The 18181-nt window shown below is 63.3% G+C and carries 13 protein-coding genes, 1 tRNA gene and 1 pseudogene; all 15 read right to left on the bottom strand.

What is annotated here, in order from left to right:
* Positions 1-56: 56 nt before the first annotated feature.
* A complete protein-coding gene (locus tag AB7E35_RS02875; RefSeq protein ID WP_428167041.1) occupies positions 57-758 on the bottom strand; it encodes a response regulator in 702 nt (233 codons plus the stop codon).
* Between the two features lie 39 nt (positions 759-797).
* On the bottom strand, positions 798-3083 hold the full coding sequence (locus AB7E35_RS02880; RefSeq protein ID WP_428163091.1) for an ATP-binding protein: 2286 nt from the start codon (positions 3081-3083) through the stop codon (positions 798-800).
* Positions 3080-3661, bottom strand: a complete 582-nt coding sequence (locus tag AB7E35_RS02885; RefSeq protein ID WP_428163092.1) for a DUF4390 domain-containing protein — start codon at positions 3659-3661, stop codon at positions 3080-3082. Before AB7E35_RS02885 ends, AB7E35_RS02880 begins: the two co-directional genes overlap by 4 nt.
* A 37-nt stretch (positions 3662-3698) precedes the next feature.
* On the bottom strand, positions 3699-5108 hold the full coding sequence (gene rsmB, locus AB7E35_RS02890) for a 16S rRNA (cytosine(967)-C(5))-methyltransferase RsmB (protein WP_428163093.1): 1410 nt from the start codon (positions 5106-5108) through the stop codon (positions 3699-3701).
* Positions 5105-5662: a LemA family protein gene (locus AB7E35_RS02895; protein WP_428163094.1), complete on the bottom strand. Its 558-nt coding sequence runs from the start codon at positions 5660-5662 to the stop codon at positions 5105-5107. The genes rsmB and AB7E35_RS02895 overlap by 4 nt, the downstream gene beginning before the upstream one ends.
* 148 nt (positions 5663-5810) lie before the next feature.
* On the bottom strand, positions 5811-10037 hold the full coding sequence (rpoC, locus tag AB7E35_RS02900; RefSeq protein WP_428163095.1) for a DNA-directed RNA polymerase subunit beta': 4227 nt from the start codon (positions 10035-10037) through the stop codon (positions 5811-5813).
* Between the two features lie 20 nt (positions 10038-10057).
* Positions 10058-14182: a DNA-directed RNA polymerase subunit beta gene (rpoB, locus tag AB7E35_RS02905; RefSeq protein WP_428163096.1), complete on the bottom strand. Its 4125-nt coding sequence runs from the start codon at positions 14180-14182 to the stop codon at positions 10058-10060.
* Positions 14183-14498: 316 nt separating this feature from the next.
* The gene (rplL, locus tag AB7E35_RS02910) at positions 14499-14876 is read right to left on the bottom strand and encodes a 50S ribosomal protein L7/L12 (RefSeq protein ID WP_428163097.1); all 378 of its coding nucleotides are present in this window, start codon (positions 14874-14876) and stop codon (positions 14499-14501) included.
* 49 nt (positions 14877-14925) lie between these two features.
* A complete protein-coding gene (gene rplJ / locus AB7E35_RS02915) occupies positions 14926-15432 on the bottom strand; it encodes a 50S ribosomal protein L10 (RefSeq protein ID WP_428163098.1) in 507 nt (168 codons plus the stop codon).
* A 234-nt stretch (positions 15433-15666) separates the two neighbouring features.
* Entirely contained in the window at positions 15667-16362 is a 696-nt protein-coding gene (rplA, locus tag AB7E35_RS02920) for a 50S ribosomal protein L1 (RefSeq protein ID WP_428163099.1), read from the bottom strand.
* Positions 16363-16794: a 50S ribosomal protein L11 gene (gene rplK / locus AB7E35_RS02925; protein ID WP_428163100.1), complete on the bottom strand. Its 432-nt coding sequence runs from the start codon at positions 16792-16794 to the stop codon at positions 16363-16365.
* 114 nt (positions 16795-16908) lie between these two features.
* Entirely contained in the window at positions 16909-17499 is a 591-nt protein-coding gene (nusG, locus tag AB7E35_RS02930) for a transcription termination/antitermination protein NusG (RefSeq protein WP_428163101.1), read from the bottom strand.
* Positions 17499-17882: a preprotein translocase subunit SecE gene (gene secE, locus AB7E35_RS02935; protein WP_428163102.1), complete on the bottom strand. Its 384-nt coding sequence runs from the start codon at positions 17880-17882 to the stop codon at positions 17499-17501. Before secE ends, nusG begins: the two co-directional genes overlap by 1 nt.
* Positions 17883-17966: 84 nt before the next feature.
* A tRNA-Trp gene (locus tag AB7E35_RS02940) sits at positions 17967-18042 on the bottom strand.
* A gap of 12 nt (positions 18043-18054) precedes the next feature.
* Positions 18055-18181, bottom strand: a pseudogene (gene tuf / locus AB7E35_RS02945) (elongation factor Tu); the annotation flags it as partial.

Here is an 18181-nt window from a genome sequence, read left to right on the forward strand (position 1 = left end):
TTGAGATTATATGCAGAAAAAAGAGCGATTTCCGAAACCGTCAAAATTTATCTGCATCACCCGTTGCGCTTGCTGCGCCCCAGATCCACGCCCAGTTGACGCAGCTTGCGGTACAGGTGGGTGCGCTCCAACCCCGTTTTTTCGGCTACGCGGGTCATGGAGCCGCCTTCGCGGGCCAGGTGAAATTCAAAATAGGCTTTCTCGAAGCTGTCGCGCGCCTCCCGCAGGGGGCGATCGAGATTGAAGTCTTGGTGCGACAACGGGCCTGCATCAACATCAGGCATGCTGGCGACAGCAAGCGGTGCATCGGTGACCGTGGGTTCAGCGCCCGGCTGCGGCCCGGCAACCGCAGTGGCGACCAGCGCCTGTGCCGGCTTTGGCTGCAAGCCCGGGGTGCTGCGCGCCAGACCTTGCTCCACTGCCTTGAGCAGCTTTTGCATGGTGATGGGCTTTTCAAGAAAGGAAAACGCCCCGATGCGCGTGGCCTCCACGGCCGTGTCGATGGTGGCGTGCCCGCTCATCATGATGACCGGCATGGTGAGCGTGCCGGCCGTGGCCCATTCCTTGAGTAGCGAGACGCCGTCGGTGTCCGGCATCCAGATGTCCAGCAGCACCAGGTCGTAAGTGTTGGACAAGCGCGCCGTGCGCGCCTGCGTGGCGTTCTCGGCAAGATCCACGCTGTGCCCCTCGTCGTTCAGAATTTCTGACAACAGGTCCCGGATTCCCAGTTCGTCGTCGACCACCAATATATTTGCCATGTGTGTAGATGCACCCTTACTGCACGCACTGCGGTGTTGCTAGAGCGCCGCAGTCGGTTCAGGGGGGAATGATAGCGATACTTGCGCCCCCACCGTCACGCCATCCTCCACGCGGTTGGTCAGGTCGATCCGGGCACGGTGTTCGTCGGCGATTTTCTTCACTACGGCCAGGCCCAGGCCGGTACCGCGCGGCTTGGTGGTGACGTAGGGCTCGAAGGCCCGTTGCAGGATGTGCGGCGGAAAGCCTGGCCCGCAGTCGGTGACCGTGAGCCGCACGCGTTGCGCTGACTCGCTCCAGCGCGTGCTGATGCGCACCGGTGCAGGCGTTGCGCCCGCGCTTTCGGCGGCCTGTTGCGTGGCGTCCTGCGCGTTTTGCAAAAGGTTGTGCACCACCTGGCGCAGTTGTTGGGCATCGCCGCTGATGGGCGGGCAACGTTCGTCGAATTCGGCCTGCACGGGCACCCTGGCGGTTTCCGGACCGTATAGCTGCAGCACATCGGCGAGAAGTGCGTTGAGGTTCAGCGGGTGCAGGATGGCTGCAGGCAGCCGCGCATAGTCGCGAAACTCGTTGACCAGGCGCTTCATGGCGTCTACCTGGTCAACGATGGTCTTGACCGATTTGACCAGTACGGCCTGCTCGGCCTCCGGCAACTTGCCGGTGAGTTTGATCTCCAGCCGCTCCGCCGACAGTTGTATGGGCGTGAGCGGATTTTTGATCTCGTGCGCCAGGCGCCGAGCCACTTCGCCCCAGGCCTGAGCGCGCTGGGCAGAAACGATCTCCGAAATGTCGTCAAACACCAGCAAGCGCGTGCTGTCTGGCAGCTCGGCGCCACGGGCGACCAGGCTGGTGCCCTGCCCGGATACGCCGCCGCCCAGGGCATGCAGCTCGAACGGATGCTGCCAATGGTCCAGCCCGTGGTGGTCACCGTCGTGCAGGAAGGTGTCGAAGTGCCGCTGCACGGTGGCAGCAAACTCTGCCAGCCCCGGAACATCTGCAAACGGTTTTCCCTCGTAAGCAGCCATGGGCGCGCGCAGGATGCGGGTGGCGCCAGGGTTGGAAGACAGGATGACGCCCTGCCCATCGAGCACGATGACTCCCGAGGTCAGGTTGTCCTGGATGGTCTGCAGGTTGCCGCGCGCTGCGTCCAGCTCGCTCAGGGTTTGCTCGACGGCACCCCGCGCATCGGCCAGCTGTTGCGTCATGAGGGCGAACGAGCGCGTCAACCCTCCCAGCTCATCCTGGGTTTGCAGTGCGGCCTTGGGGCGCAGGTTGCCGGCCGCCACCTCGCGCACGCCATCGGCCAGCACCAGCAGCGGGCGCGCCAGCTGGTTGCCCAGCACGACGGCCAGCAGCACCGCGCCAAACACGGCCAGAAACAGGCTGAGCGTCAAGGTGCCGATGTACATGCGCCGCAGGCCCTCGCGCGCCAGGGCGCGCTCCTGGTACTCGCGGTTGGCCTCCTGCACCGCGATGGCGTTGGCAACCAGCGCCTGGGGCAGAGGCAGCGTGGCCTGCACATAGCGCGGCTCGGCCAGCAGGCCCACGCCGGGGTTGGCCACCAGCACCAGCGTGCGCACGCGCGCGTTCGCGCTGGCCTGGCTGTGGCTGATGTCATCCAGTCCCTCGATCTGGTAGCTGATGCGCTCCTGGCGCGCGAGGCGAAACTGCTGCGCACTGGGACGCTCGGGGTTGAGGATGTAGCGCGACTGCCCGGCGCTGGCCACAGGCTGGCCTACGGAGTTCCACAGCACGATGTCGGTAGCGCCCAACTGATCGCGCATGCGCTCCAGGGCGACACCTGCCGCCGCATCGTGCACCTGTGCCAGCTGGGTGCTGGCAGTGCGCGTCTTGTTGGCCAGGTCGCTGGCAATGGTGTCCAGTGTGACACGCGCCAGGTTCACGCCCGCAGACAGCGCGCCTTCAACCTTGACGTCGAACCAGCTTTCAATCGACCGTGAGACAAACTGGTAGGACACCACATAAATCAGCAACCCCGGTATCACCCCCACCAGTCCGAAGATGCCCGCCAGCTTGAGCAGCAGCCGGCTGCCGAATCGCCCGCGCCGCAGGCGCACCACCAGCCGCACCGCCCCCCAGACCAGAACCGCCAGCAGCACCAGCGCCACCAGGACGTTGACCGTCAGCAGCCAGCCGAAGTTGCGCTCGTACAGCTCGCGATTGTTGGTGGCTTGCGTCAGCAGGAACAGCAGCACCAGGCCGATGGCGCACATCACTCCGGTGCCCAGACCCAGCGCCCAGCGCACGGCGCGGGCGCGGCTTTCGGCGCTGCGCGCGGAGCCTGCCGGGCGTTGCGGTGTGTTCATCGCGCGGCCTCGTCCACCGGCAGGCGCAGGCTGCGCGTCAGCACCATGTTCCAGCCCGATCGGCCCACGGCGCCGATCTGCAGCGGCCGCGGAAGTTGCGACATGTCCAGCCGCAGCTGGAAGTGCACCAGGTAGGGCGCGTTTTCTTCCACCTCGCCTTCATCGGCAATCTTCCAGCGGGAGATGCGCTGCATGGAGGCAAGGGCATCGGACAGCTCGTCGAAATTCTGGCCCAGCGACACTCCCAGGCCCGATGCCCCGAAGGCCGTGGGCGACTGCGCCAGCCGCCAGCGGCGCGTGAGCGGCTGGTAGCTCAGACGTAAATAGCGCGTGGCCCGGGCGACCGTCTTGTCATACCAGTACCAGCGCTGGCGCACGACTTCGGCCTCGGTGACGAAGCTCACCGAGATGCCCTTGTACAGGGCGCTTTCGACCAGGTCGGGCAATTCCAGCTGCAGCGTGGCCGACAGGTACAGGCCCTGAGGCGTGTGATCCAGCTGCAGGCTGGTGACCTCGCCGGAGCCCTGGGCGCGGGCCGCCGCAGCCCCCAGCCACAGTGCAACAAGGCAGACCAGCATCCGCCAGCAACGCGGCCACGCCTGCGGCGCGCAGCGCTCAGGCCGTGGACTTGTGCAAAAGTGCGTAAAAGAAACCGTCGTGCTCACCCGGGCCATTGTCCCGGAGTGCACCAGACTTGTCCGGCTTGCCGGGAATTAAGTGGCCGGGGGACGCCAGCAATTGCGCATCGGTGTTGTGCGCAAGAAACGCCTGGACCTGCGCATCGCCTTCTGCGCGAAACACCGAGCAGGTGCAGTACAGCAGGCGGCCGCCCGGGCGCAGCAGCGGCCACAGGGCGGCCAGCAGGCGCGCCTGCAGCGCGGCCAGCTGCGCCACGTCGGTTTCCCGGCGCAGCCAGCGCACGTCAGGGTGGCGGCGCACGATGCCCGACGCAGTGCAGGGCGCGTCCAGCAAGATGGCATCAAACAGCTCGCCGCCGCAGTGCTGGCGCCACCAATCCTGGGGCGCGCCCGCATCGGCCACCAGCACCTGGGCGCTCAGGCCCAGCCGGTGCAGGTTGTCGTGGATGCGGGCGGCGCGGGCCGCGTCCACCTCCAGCGCGGTGACCTGCCACGGCGCGTGCAGCGCGTCAGCCCATTCGAGCAGATGCGCCGTCTTGCCGCCCGGCGCGGCACAGGCATCCAGCAGGCGCAGCGGCTGGCGCGCATCCAGGCCCTGCAGCAGCAGCGGTGCGGCCATCTGCGCGGCTGCGTCCTGCACCGACACGACGCCCTCGGCAAACCCCGGCAGCTGCTGCACCGGCACGGCGCGGTGCAGCGCCACGCCCCACTCGCCCACTAAGGTTGATTCGATATTGATAGCGTCTAGCGCTTGCTGATAAAGGGCTGGAGTGCTTTTTGACTTTGAAACCCGCAGCACCATGGGCGCGTGCGCGTTGTTGGCCTGCAGAATCTGCTGCCAATGCTGCGGGTGGTCCTGGCGCAGGCGCCTGATCCACCATGCGGGATGGTTCCAGACGGCCATGTCGTCACTGTCCGTGGCCGCCACCAGGGCCTGGCGCTCGCGCAGAAAGCGGCGCAAACAGGCGTTGATGAACGATGCCTGGGCGCGCGTCGCGGGGTTGCGCTTGGCGGCCTCGACCGCCTGGTTGACCAGGGTGAAGGGCTCGTAGGGCGCGGTCTGCGGATCCCATGCCAGCGCCAGCGCGGTGCACAGCAGCGCATCCACGCGCGGCGGCGGGTTGCGCGGCGCCAGCTGGCGGCGCAGCGCCTGGGCGCGGCCCAGGTTGCGCAGAGCCTGAAACAACAGCGCCTGCACGCCGGGGCGCAGGCTGGCTTCCACGGCATCCAGCGCTGCCGTGCCCGATTGTCCGGCGCGAATGGACTGCAGGGCGGCGACGGTGGCGTCCAGCAATCGGCACAACGCCGCCGATGCACGCCCTGGCGACGACGGCCTGGGCGTTTTTGGCGATACGTTTGCAGAAGAGGGAGGTCGGTGCGCACTCATAGCGTCTGCGCCTTCTTGAAGCCGAACAGCCAGGCCAGCAGGTTTGCCGGAAACTGCGCAATCGCCTGGTTGTATTGCACCACCGCGTCGTTGAACACCTGCTGCGCCTGCGCGCCATGCTGCGCAAGTTGCTCGCGCCGCTGCACCCAGGGCGCCAGCGCGGGAGGCTCGGTGGTGTCGGTCGGCTCGCGCTGCGCGGCCGGGTTCTCGTCGGCCAGGGTCGCCTGTCGCACTACGGCCTGCCACGCGGTCTCCAGCACCTGCGCAGCAGCCGTCAGCGCGTCGGCGGTGCCGGCATCCAGCGGACGCGCGCGCGCCACGGCCAGCGACGCGCCAAACTGCGTGGCGGCAGCGCGCAACGCGGCGTGACAGTCGTCTGGCGGCGGCGTGCCGCGCGCGGCCTCGTACTCGCCCAGCAGCGCAATCCACCGCACCATGTGCGTGTCCAGACCGCCAAAGGCCTGAAGCGCCGCAGAGCGCAGGCGGATGAGCCGGTTGTATGCGCCCACCGCCCAAAACAGCAGCAGCGCCAGAAGAATCCAGGTGGTCAACATGTGTGCGGCCGATGCTGCGCGCCTGCGCTGCGCAGCCCGCCCTGGCCTTGGGCGGATGGAGTCAACAAAAAGAAACTCCCGACCTGCCAGACTGGCAAGCCGGGAGCATTCAGTACCCGCATGGATCAAGCGGGATCTGGCGACGGCTTCAGTCCGTCATGTCGGAGCTGCCGTCCATCTCGGCGGCGGCTGCGGTGTCAGCGCTGGCCAGCTCGGCCGCTTCGGCTTCGGCGATGGCGCGGCGCTCGGCCTCGTCCATGGCGTCCTTGACCTTGCGTGCCTGGTGGTAGGCCAGACCCGTGCCCGCCGGGATCAGGCGACCCACGATGACGTTTTCCTTCAGGCCGCGCAACTCGTCGCGCTTGCCCATGATCGCCGCCTCGGTCAGCACGCGCGTGGTTTCCTGGAACGACGCGGCGGAGATGAACGAGTCGGTCGACAGCGACGCCTTGGTGATGCCCAGCAGCACGTTGGAGTACGTGGCAGGAATCTTGCCTTCGGCCTGCAGCGCCTCGTTGGTGTTGAGGATCTCGGAGCGCTCGACCTGCTCGCCAGCGATGTAGGTGGACTCGCCCGGGTTCTCGACCACGACGCGGCGCAGCATCTGGCGCACGATCACCTCGATGTGCTTGTCGTTGATCTTCACGCCCTGCAGTCGGTACACGTCCTGCACTTCGTCAACGATGTAGCGGGCCAGCTCTTCGATGCCCAGCAGACGCAGGATGTCCTGCGGGTCGGCCGGGCCGTCCACGATCAGCTCGCCCTTGTTGACCACCTGGCCTTCGTGCACCAGCACGTTCTTTTCCTTGGGCACCAGTTCGTCCCACACCTTGCCGTCCGGGTCGGTGATCTGCAGGCGCACCTTGCCCTTGGTTTCCTTGCCGAAGGACACGGTGCCGGTGATCTCGGCCAGCATGCCCTTGTCCTTGGGGCTGCGGGCTTCGAACAGCTCGGCCACGCGCGGCAGACCGCCGGTAATGTCGCGGGTCTTCTGACCTTCGACCGGGATGCGCGCCAGCACCTCGCCGGGGCCCACGTCCTGGCCGTCGCGCACCTGGATCAGCGCGCCCACCTGGAAGCCGATGGTCACCGAATGGTCGGTGCCGGGGATCTTGACTTCCTTGCCTTCGGCATCGACCAGCTTGACCTGCGGACGCACCACCTTGGCAGAGCCGCGGCGCTTGGGGTCGATCACCACCAGCGTGGACAGGCCGGTGACCTCGTCCACCTGCTTGGCCACCGTCAGTCCTTCCTCGACGTTCTCGAACTTCACCTGACCGGCAAACTCGGTGATGATCGGGCGCGTCAGCGGGTCCCAGTTGGCCAGGATGGTGCCGGCCTTGATCTGCTGGTCGGCCTTGACGGTCAGCGTCGCGCCGTACGGCACCTTGTGGCGCTCGCGCTCGCGGCCGTGTTCGTCCTGGATGATGATCTCGCCCGAACGCGCGATCACCACCAGTTCTCCCTTGGTATTGGTCACATAGCGCATCGTTGCGTTGAAGCCGATCACGCCGTTGGACTTGGCCTCCACGCTGGACGCCACCGCCGCGCGCGACGCCGCACCGCCGATGTGGAAGGTGCGCATGGTCAGCTGCGTGCCGGGCTCGCCGATCGACTGCGCGGCAATCACGCCCACGGCTTCGCCAAAGTTGATCAGACCGCCGCGGCCCAGGTCGCGGCCGTAGCACTTGGCGCACAGGCCGTAGCGGGTCTCGCAGGTCAGCGCGGTGCGCACCTTGACCTCATCCACGCCCACGGCCTCGATCTCCTCGATCGTGTCCTCGTCCAGCATGCGGCCGGCAGGCACCAGCACGTCGCGGGTTTCGGGGTGCAGCACGTCTTCGGCCGCCACACGGCCCAGGATTCGGTCGCGCAGCGACTCGATCACCTCACCGCCCTCGACGATGGCGCGCATCAGCGCACCATTGGAAGTGCCGCAGTCTTCCTCGGTCACCACCAGGTCTTGCGTCACATCGACCAGACGACGGGTCAGGTAACCCGAGTTGGCCGTCTTCAGCGCCGTATCCGCCAGGCCCTTGCGGGCACCGTGGGTGGAGATGAAGTACTGCAGCACGTTCAGACCTTCACGGAAGTTGGCCGTGATGGGGGTCTCGATGATGGAGCCGTCAGGCTTGGCCATCAGGCCGCGCATGCCGGCCAGCTGGCGAATCTGCGCCGCAGAGCCGCGGGCGCCCGAGTCGGCCATCATGTAGATGGCGTTGAAGGATTCCTGGTTGACTTCCTTGCCGTGGCGGTCGATGGTTTTCTCCACCTTGAGCTGATCCATCATCACCTTGGACACGTCGTCGCCGGCCTTGCCCCAGATATCCACCACCTTGTTGTAGCGCTCGCCCGAAGTCACCAGACCGGAGACGTACTGCTGCTCGATCTCTTTGACCTCGGTTTCGGCGCGGGCCAGGATCTCCACCTTCTGCGACGGCACCAGCATGTCGTCGATCGCCACGGAAAAGCCCGCGCGGGTGGCCAGACGGAAGCCGTTTTGCAGCAGCTTGTCGGCAAACACCACGGTCTCCTTCAGGCCGCACTTGCGGAAGGAGACGTTGATGAGCTTGGAGATTTCCTTCTTCTTCAGCGCCTTGTTGATGTTGGAAAACGGCAGGCCCTTGGGCAGGATTTCCGACAGCAGCGCACGGCCCACGGTGGTCTCAACCAGCGCGGTGGAGGGCTCGAACTCGCCAGTGGCCTTGTTCTTCGTCCACTCGGTCAGGCGCACTGTGATGCGTGCGTGCAGCTCGGTCTCGCCAGCGTCCAGCGCGCGCTGCACTTCGCCGGTGTCGGCAAACACCAGGCCTTCGCCCTTGCCGTTGATCTTGTCGCGGGTGGCGTGGTACAGGCCCAGCACCACGTCCTGCGAAGGCACGATGGAGGGCTCGCCCGAAGCCGGGAACAGTACGTTGTTGGAGGCCAGCATCAGCGTGCGCGCTTCCAGCTGCGCCTCCACGGACAGCGGCACGTGCACGGCCATCTGGTCGCCGTCAAAGTCGGCGTTGAACGCGGCGCAGACCAGCGGGTGCAGCTGGATGGCCTTGCCTTCAATCAGGATGGGCTCGAACGCCTGGATGCCCAGACGGTGCAGCGTGGGCGCACGGTTGAGCATCACCGGGTGCTCTTTGATGACCTCTTCCAGGATGTCCCACACCACCGGCGTGCCGGATTCGACTTCCTTCTTCGCCGCCTTGATAGTGGTGGCGATGCCCATGGCTTCGAGGCGCGAGAAGATGAAGGGCTTGAACAGCTCCAGGGCCATCAGCTTGGGCAGACCGCACTGGTGCAGCTTGAGCGTGGGGCCCACGGTAATCACCGAACGGCCCGAGTAGTCCACGCGCTTGCCCAGCAGGTTCTGGCGGAAGCGGCCGCTCTTGCCCTTGATCATGTCGGCCAGCGACTTCAGGGCGCGCTTGTTGGCGCCCGTCATGGCCTTGCCGCGGCGGCCGTTGTCCAGCAGGCTGTCCACGGCTTCCTGCAGCATGCGCTTTTCGTTGCGCGCGATGATCTCGGGCGCCTTCAGCTCAAGCAGGCGGCGCAGACGGCTGTTGCGGTTGATGACGCGGCGGTACAGGTCGTTCAGGTCGGACGTGGCGAAGCGGCCGCCATCCAGCGGCACCAGCGGACGCAGGTCCGGGGGCAGCACGGGCAGTACGTCCAGCACCATCCACTCGGGCTTGATGCCGGACTTCTTGAAGGCCTCCAGCACCTTCAGGCGCTTGGCGTTCTTCTTGACCTTGACTTCAGAGCCGGTAAGGTCGCCACGCAGCTTCTCGATCTCGATCTCGATGTCGATGCCTTCCAGCAACTCCTTGATGCCCTCGGCGCCCATCTTGGCGACGAACTCGTCGCCATATTCCTTGCGCTTGGCGTCGTAGTCGTCCTCGCTCATGATGCTGAACTTCTTCAGCGGGGTCATGCCGGGATCAGTGACCACATAGGCCTCAAAGTACAGCACGCGCTCGATGTCGCGCAGCGTCATGTCCAGCACCAGGCCCAGGCGCGACGGCAGGGACTTGAGGAACCAGATGTGGGCGCAGGGCGCGGCCAGGTCGATATGGCCCATGCGCTCGCGGCGCACTTTGGTCTGCGTGACTTCAACGCCGCACTTCTCGCAGATCACGCCGCGGTGCTTGAGGCGCTTGTACTTACCGCACAGGCACTCGTAGTCCTTGATGGGGCCGAAAATCTTGGCGCAGAACAGGCCGTCGCGCTCGGGCTTGAACGTGCGGTAGTTGATGGTCTCGGGCTTCTTCACCTCACCGAAAGACCACGAACGGATCTTCTCGGGCGAAGCCATGCCGATCTTGATGGCATCGAAATGCTCATCCGGCGTGAATTGCTTGAACAGGTCGAGTAGCGATTTCATGTGAACCTATCCTTCTTAAATTAAGAGCGCTCGAGTTCGATGTCCAGGCCCAGGGAGCGGATTTCCTTGACCAGCACGTTGAACGATTCCGGCATGCCGGCCTCGATCGCATGTTCGCCCTTGACGATGCTCTCGTACACCTTGGTACGGCCTTGCACGTCGTCGGACTTCACCGTCAGCATTTCCTGCAGCACGTAGGCGGCGCCGTAGGCTTCCAGCGCCCACACTTCCATCTCACCGAAGCGCTGACCACCAAACTGGGCCTTGCCGCCCAGCGGCTGCTGCGTGACCAGCGAGTACGGGCCGGTAGAGCGCGCGTGCATCTTGTCATCGACCAGGTGGTGCAGCTTCAGGTAGTGCATGTAGCCGATGGTGGTCGGGCGCTCGAAGCGCTCGCCCGTGCGGCCGTCGTACAGATAGGCCTGGGTGCGCGTTTCGGTCAGGCCCTTGGCCTTGGCCAGATCGTCCGGGTAGGCCAGCTTGAGCATGTCCTTGATCTCGGCTTCGGACGCGCCATCAAACACGGGCGAAGCAAACGGCACGCCGTTGCTGAGCTCGCGCGCCATGGACACGATCTCGTCGTCGCTGAGCTGCGCCAGGTCTTCCTTGCGGCCGCGCGAGTTGTAAACCTCTTCGATGAACTTGCGCAGCTCTGCCACCTTGGCCTGTTGCTGCAGCATGTTGCCGATGCGCTGGCCCAGGCCCTTGCCGGCCCAACCCAGGTGGACTTCCAGCACCTGCCCGATGTTCATGCGCGAAGGCACGCCCAACGGGTTCAACACGATGTCGGCAGGTGTGCCGTCGGCCATGTATGGCATGTCCTCGACCGGCACGATCTTGGAGACCACACCCTTGTTACCGTGGCGGCCGGCCATCTTGTCGCCAGGCTGCAGGCGGCGCTTGACGGCCAGATAGACCTTGACCATCTTGAGCACGCCCGCGGGCAGCTCGTCGCCTTGCGTGAGCTTCTTGCGCTTTTCTTCAAACGCCAGGTCGAAGCTGTGGCGCGTCTGCTCCATGGCGTTCTTCATGGATTCAAGCTGCGCGGCCACGGCCTCGTCGGCGGGACGGATGTCGAACCAGTGGAACTTCTCCACGTTGTCCAGGTATTCCTTGTCGATCGTGGAACCCTTGGCCAGCTTTTGCGGGCCGCCGTTGGCTTTCTTGCCCACCAGCAGCTTCTCGATACGGTCGAAGGCATCGGCCTCGACGATGCGCAGCTGGTCGTTCAGGTCCAGACGGAAGCGCTTGAGTTCGTCGTCGATGATCTGCTGGGCGCGCTTGTCGCGCTGGATGCCTTCACGGGTGAAGACCTGCACGTCGATCACGGTGCCCGACGAACCCTGGTCCACGCGCAGCGAGGTGTCCTTCACGTCGGACGCCTTCTCGCCGAAGATGGCGCGCAGCAGCTTCTCTTCGGGCGTCAGTGTTGTCTCGCCCTTGGGCGTGACCTTGCCGACCAGCGTGTCGCCGGGCTGCACTTCGGCTCCCACGTAGATGATGCCGGACTCGTCCAGGCGGTTGATCTGCTGCTCGGACAGGTTCGGGATGTCGCGGGTGATTTCTTCCGCGCCCAGCTTGGTGTCGCGCGCCATCACCACGAGTTCTTCGATGTGGATCGAGGTGTAGCGGTCTTCGGCCACCACGCGCTCGCTGATCAGGATCGAGTCCTCGAAGTTGTAGCCGTTCCAGGGCATGAAGGCGATCAGCATGTTCTGGCCGATGGCAATCTCGCCCAGATCGGTCGAGGCGCCGTCGGCGATCACGTCACCCTTGGCCAGCACGTCACCGCGCTTGACGATGGGGCGCTGGTGGATGTTGGTGTTCTGGTTGGAACGCTGGTACTTGATCAGGTTGTAAATGTCCACGCCGACTTCGCCAGCAACGGCTTCGTTGTCGTTGACGCGGATCACGATGCGGGTGGCATCGACATAGTCCACCACACCGCCGCGGGTGGCCGTAACCACGGTGCCCGAGTCAATGGCAGCCACGCGCTCGATGCCGGTGCCAACCATGGGCTTTTCAGGGCGCAGCACGGGCACGGCCTGGCGCGACATGTTGGCGCCCATCAGCGCGCGGTTCGCGTCGTCGTGCTCCAGGAAGGGCACCAGCGATGCGGCCACCGACACGATCTGCGCAGGCGACACGTCCATGTATTGCACGCGGTCGGCGGACACCAGGGTCGATTCGCCCTTTTCACGCGCCGACACCAGGTCACCTGTCAGGCGGCCTTCGGCGTCCAGGGCCGCATTGGCCTGGGCGATGATGTACTTGCCTTCTTCGATAGCAGACAGGTAATCGATCTCGTTGGTCACCTTGCCGTCCACCACGCGGCGGTACGGCGTCTCGATGAAGCCGTACTCGTTCAGGCGGGCGTACAGCGCCAGGGAGTTGATCAGGCCGATGTTGGGGCCTTCCGGCGTTTCGATCGGGCAGACGCGGCCGTAGTGGGTGACGTGCACGTCGCGCACTTCGAAGCCGGCACGCTCGCGGGTCAGACCGCCCGGGCCCAGGGCCGACACGCGGCGCTTGTGGGTGATCTCGGCCAGCGGGTTGGTCTGGTCCATGAACTGCGACAGCTGGGACGCGCCAAAGAACTCCTTCAGTGCCGCGGAAATAGGCTTGGAGTTGATCAGGTCGTGCGGCATCAGCGGCTCTTGCTCGGCCTGGCCCAGACGCTCCTTCACGGCCTTCTCGATGCGTGCCAGACCGGTGCGGTACTGGTTCTCGGCCAGCTCGCCCACGCAACGCACGCGGCGGTTGCCCAGGTGGTCGATGTCATCGACCTCGCCCTTGCCGTTGCGCAGATCCACCAGAATCTTGACGACGGCCAGAATGTCCTCGTTGGACAGCACCATGGGGCCAGTCGATTCTTCGCGGCCAATCTTGGCGTTGAACTTCATGCGGCCCACGCGCGACAGGTCGTAGGTGTCGGGGTTGTAGAACAGGCGCTGGAACAGTGCCTGCACGGCGTCTTCGGTCGGCGGCTCGCCGGGGCGCATCATGCGGTAAATGGCCACCCGTGCGGCGAACTCGTCCACCGTTTCGTCGATGCGCAGGGTCTGCGAAATGTAGGCGCCCTGGTCGAGTTCGTTGGTATAGATGACCTGCAGATCCTGCACACCGGCCGAGCGCAGCTTCTTGAGCAGCGCCTCGGTCAGCTCGTCGTTGGCCTTGGCCAGGATTTCACCGGTGTCGCCATCGACGATGTTGCGGGCCACCACGCGGCCGATCAGGAAGTCTTCGGGCACGCTGATGTGCGTGGTGCCGGACTGCTCCAGCTCGCGCGTGTGGCGGGCCGTGACGCGCTTGTCCTTGGCCACGATCACCTTGCCCGACTTGTCGGTGATGTCGAAGCGGGCCACTTCGCCGCGCAGGCGCTCGGGCACAAACTCGAGTTGCGCGCCACTGTCCATCAGGCGGAAGTTGTCGTTGACGAAGAAGTTCGCCAGGATCGATTCGGGGTTCAGGCCAATGGCCTTGAGCAGGATGGTGACCGGCATCTTGCGGCGGCGGTCAACGCGGAAGTACAGAATGTCCTTCGGATCGAACTCAAAATCCAGCCACGAGCCGCGGTAGGGGATGATGCGCGCCGAGAACAGCAGCTTGCCCGAGCTATGGGTCTTGCCCTTGTCATGCTCGAAGAACACACCGGGCGAGCGGTGCAGCTGGGAGACGATCACGCGCTCCGTGCCGTTGATGATGAACGAGCCCTTGTCGGTCATCAGGGGCACTTCACCCATGTAGACCTCTTGCTCCTTCACTTCCTTGACCACCTTGGACTGCGATGTCGAAGACTCGCGGTCATAGATGATCAACTGCACCTTGGCGCGCACGGCAGAGGCGAACGTCAGGCCACGGGTCTGGCACTCGCGCACGTCGAATGCAGGCTTGGCAAGGTTGTACTCAACGAACTTCATCTCCACAAAACCATTGTGGGAGACGATAGGAAACGCCGAGTTGAAGGCCGCCTGCAAACCCTCGATGTTGCGTTTCTGAGGGGCCGTATCTGCCTGCAGGAAGGCTGTATAGGCATCCCGCTGCATCTGCAGCAGATAGGGGACTGTGAGCACGCTGTCGCGGCTACCGAAACTCTTGCGAATCCGCTTGCGTTCGGTGTAGCTGTACGTGGATGTTTGTGCCATGAGATCTCCGGGCAAAGACATGAAATAAGGTCTTCGACTACTGCCCCGCAAGGGCGCATCCCTGCAGGCTTGGCGGTTGGCCACTACCAACCATGGCGGACGGCGACGCGTTGCACATCGCCCGGACCAAGGCGTCTTCTGCTGTCGGCTGGATCAGAAGACACTAGAAACCCGGCTCAGGTATTTTTCCTCGGCTCTTGACCTCGGGGAAACCAGCCCTGAGCCGGTTTTCTGGTGCGCTCTGCGAGCATCTGCCCATAAGCACCAAAGGCTGGAGGCCTTTTTGCAAGACCTCCAGCCCATGAGACAGAACCAATTACTTGAGTTCTGCCTTGGCGCCGGCTTCCACCAGCTTCTTGACTGCGGCTTCGGCGTCGGCCTTGGCAATGCCTTCCTTGACGTTCTTGGGAGCGCCGTCCACCAGGTCCTTGGCTTCCTTGAGGCCCAGACCGGTGATTTCGCGCACGGCCTTGATGACGGCAACCTTGTTGGCGCCGGCTTCAGACAGAACCACGTTGAACTCGGTCTTTTCTTCCGCAGCAGCGGCAGCACCGCCGCCACCGGCCGCAGCAGGCGCGGCCATAGCGGCAGCGCTCACGCCAAACTTCTCTTCAATGGCCTTCACCAGGTCATTGAGTTCCATGACCGTCATGCTGTCCAGCGCGGTCAAAAATGCGTCTTTATCGAATGCCATTTTGATTTCCTAACAATTGGTTTACAGGGGGGTCGTCTGCGCCACTGCCTCAGGCAGCTGCAGGCTCGCCTTCGCCTTTTTTGGTCGCCAGGGCACCCAGCACCACAGCGGTGCGGGAGATAGGCGACATCAGCAAGCCACACAACTGAGCCAGCAACACTTCCTTGGAAGGGATGTTGGCCAGTTGCTTCACGCCGTTCACGTCCAGGGCTTTGCCCGCGAAAGCGCCACCGCGAATCACCAGCTTGTCGTTGGTCTTCGCGAAATCGGCCACCACTTTGGCAGCGGCCACGGCGTCTTCGGAGAAGCCATAGATCAGGGGACCGGTCATCTGGTCGGCCACCACGTCAAACTGGCTGCCAGCGACAGCACGGCGGGCCAGGGTGTTCTTCAGAACACTCAGGCTCACACCCTTGCTGCGCGCTTCGACTCGCAGTTTGGTCATGTCGGCCACCGTGATGCCACGGTACTCCGCGATCACGAGCGTTTGAGCTTTTGCGGCGAGGCTGGTCACTTCGTTGATGACCGCTTCTTTCTCACTGCGATTAAGACTCAAGGTCTACTCCTTCATATGCGCACATCGGGCAAGCCTTTGTGCGCGCTCTTGTTGCAGCGACCAACTGTTTAGGAACCACTATTCCATCTGCAGCGGGATCGCCATCTGCGTTGGCCCCAGAGGTTTAAGTGCAAGCTGCACGCCAACGGTCTCGGATGACCTGCCAGCCCGAAAGAGAACCGGCAGCCCACCACATCAGATCCGCCGTTTCTGGCGAATCTGAAGATTTCGCAATTACGCCGAGATGGATTGCGTATCCACCCGGACACCTACGCCCATGGTAGAGGACACAGCCACCTTGCGCAGATAAACACCCTTGCTGGTCGCAGGCTTGGCCTTGTTCAGCGCCTCGATCAGAGCAGCCAGGTTGCCCTGCAGCTTGTCGTTGTCGAAAGAACGACGACCGATGGTGCTGTGCACGATGCCTGCCTTGTCCACACGGAACTGCACCTGACCCGCCTTGGCGTTCTTCACAGCCGTGGCGACGTCGGGAGTCACAGTACCCACCTTGGGGTTGGGCATCAGGCCGCGCGGGCCCAGGATCTGGCCCAGCGTACCCACAACGCGCATGGCATCAGGGGCAGCGATCACCACGTCAAAAGGCATGTCACCGGCCTTGACCTGAGCTGCCAGGTCGTCCATGCCGACAATGTCCGCACCCGCGGCCTTGGCTTCTTCTGCCTTGGCGCCTTGAGCGAAAACTGCCACGCGCTTGGTCTTGCCCGTGCCATTCGGCAGCACCACGGCTCCACGAACCACCTGGTCGGACTTCTTGGCATCGACGCCGAGTTGCACCGCCACATCGATGGACTCGTCAAACTTGGCCGTTGCCGCTTCCTTCACCAGAGCCAGTGCTTCGGCAAAGGGATACAGCTTGGTGGAGTCCACCTTGCCTTGCAGGGCTTTTTGCTTCTTTGTCAGCTTTGCCATTTACAGACCCTCCACCGTCACGCCCATGGAGCGAGCGGAACCAGCCAGCGTGCGCACTGCAGCATCAACACTGGCAGCATTCATGTCCTTCATCTTGGTCTTGGCGATTTCTTCCAGCTGTTCGCGGGTGATCTTGCCAACCTTGGCACTCAGGGCGTTAGAAGAGCCTTTCTCCAGTTTGATCGCCTTCTTGATCAAAGTGGTAGCCGGGGGCGTCTTGATGATGAACGTGAAGCTCTTGTCTGCAAATGCCGTGATCACCACGGGCAACGGCAGACCTGGCTCGACACCTTGGGTCTGCGCGTTGAACGCCTTGCAGAATTCCATGATGTTGAGACCACGCTGGCCCAGTGCGGGACCAATCGGGGGAGAGGGATTGGCCTTACCAGCTGGCACTTGCAGCTTGATGAAGCCGACGATTTTCTTCGCCATATTTGCTCCTTGCGGGTGATAACGCCTAATTTGTCTATCAGGCTCCCCTGGTTACCGACTCTTTTCTTTCAATCGCACCGAGCCGAAAAAAGTGCGACAGATTCAATAAGTCAATCAGGTCTTTTCGACCTGACTGAACTCCAACTCTACGGGGGTGGAGCGGCCAAAAATCATCACGGAAACGCGCAGACGATTTTTTTCGTAGTTCACTTCTTCCACGGAACCATTGAAGTCGTTGAACGGCCCCTCCTTCACCCGCACCAATTCACCAACCATGAACTCAATTTTGTGACGAGGCTTCTCAGTGCCCTGCTGCATCTGGCTCACGATCTTCTGAACCTCATCCTCAGAGATAGGCGCAGGGCGGTTCTTCACACCCCCAACAAATCCTGTCACTTTACTGGTGTGCTTGACCAGGTGCCAGGTGTCGTCGTCCATGATCATTTCAACAAACACATAACCAGGAAACAACCGGCGCTCGGTAGTTTTGCGCTGGCCGTTCTTCATCTCAACCACCTCTTCGGTGGGCACAAGAATGCGTCCAAACTTGTCTTGCATCCCCGCACGGGCAATGCGCTCCTGGATATTGCGCTCTACCGCTTTTTCCATGCCCGAATAGGCATGCACAATGTACCAACGCAGATCGGGATTTGCGGGAGTTTCCGCAGGAGGCTGAACACCATCAGCATTCACGGTATCCACCATCACTTCCTCCAACCCAGGATCAAGTCGTACAAAACCCATTCCAGGGTTTTGTCGGTGAACCAGAGAAACAACGCCATAACCACCACAAATGCGAACACGTAGCCCGTCATCTGCAGCGTTTCCTTGCGAGTCGGCCAGACAACTTTCTTAACTTCGCGCCACGCATCGCGAGCAAAACCTATGAACTGCCGGCCGTGCTCAGACACCAAAAAAAGCGCTACAGCCAGCGCCAGACCAAGCAGCAAGACGCCCCACTGAATAAGAGGCCCTTGTTTGCCCAACGCATAGAAACCAGCGATTGAAGCAAGAACAGTCGCAACCGCCGCAAACAGCTTTGCCTTGTCTACGCCGTTCGTGACCGTCTCAACCTGGGAAGTCGCCATAGATTAATTTCACCTGTTTAATCAGCGCCATACAAGACACTGAAGCCCGCCAGAGTGGGCGGGCCTGCTTTTACCACCTGCAAGTGGCAGGGGCAGTAGGAATCGAACCTACAACCTTCGGTTTTGGAGACCGACGCTCTGCCAATTGAGCTATACCCCTTCGATCCTTGACTTACTCAATGATCTTGGCAACAACGCCGGCGCCCACGGTGCGGCCGCCTTCGCGGATAGCGAAGCGCAGGCCTTCTTCCATGGCGATGGGGTTGATCAGCTTCACGGTGATCGACACGTTATCGCCA

This window comes from Diaphorobacter sp. (assembly GCF_050251835.1).
Lineage (GTDB): Bacteria > Pseudomonadota > Gammaproteobacteria > Burkholderiales > Burkholderiaceae_C > JBFXIE01.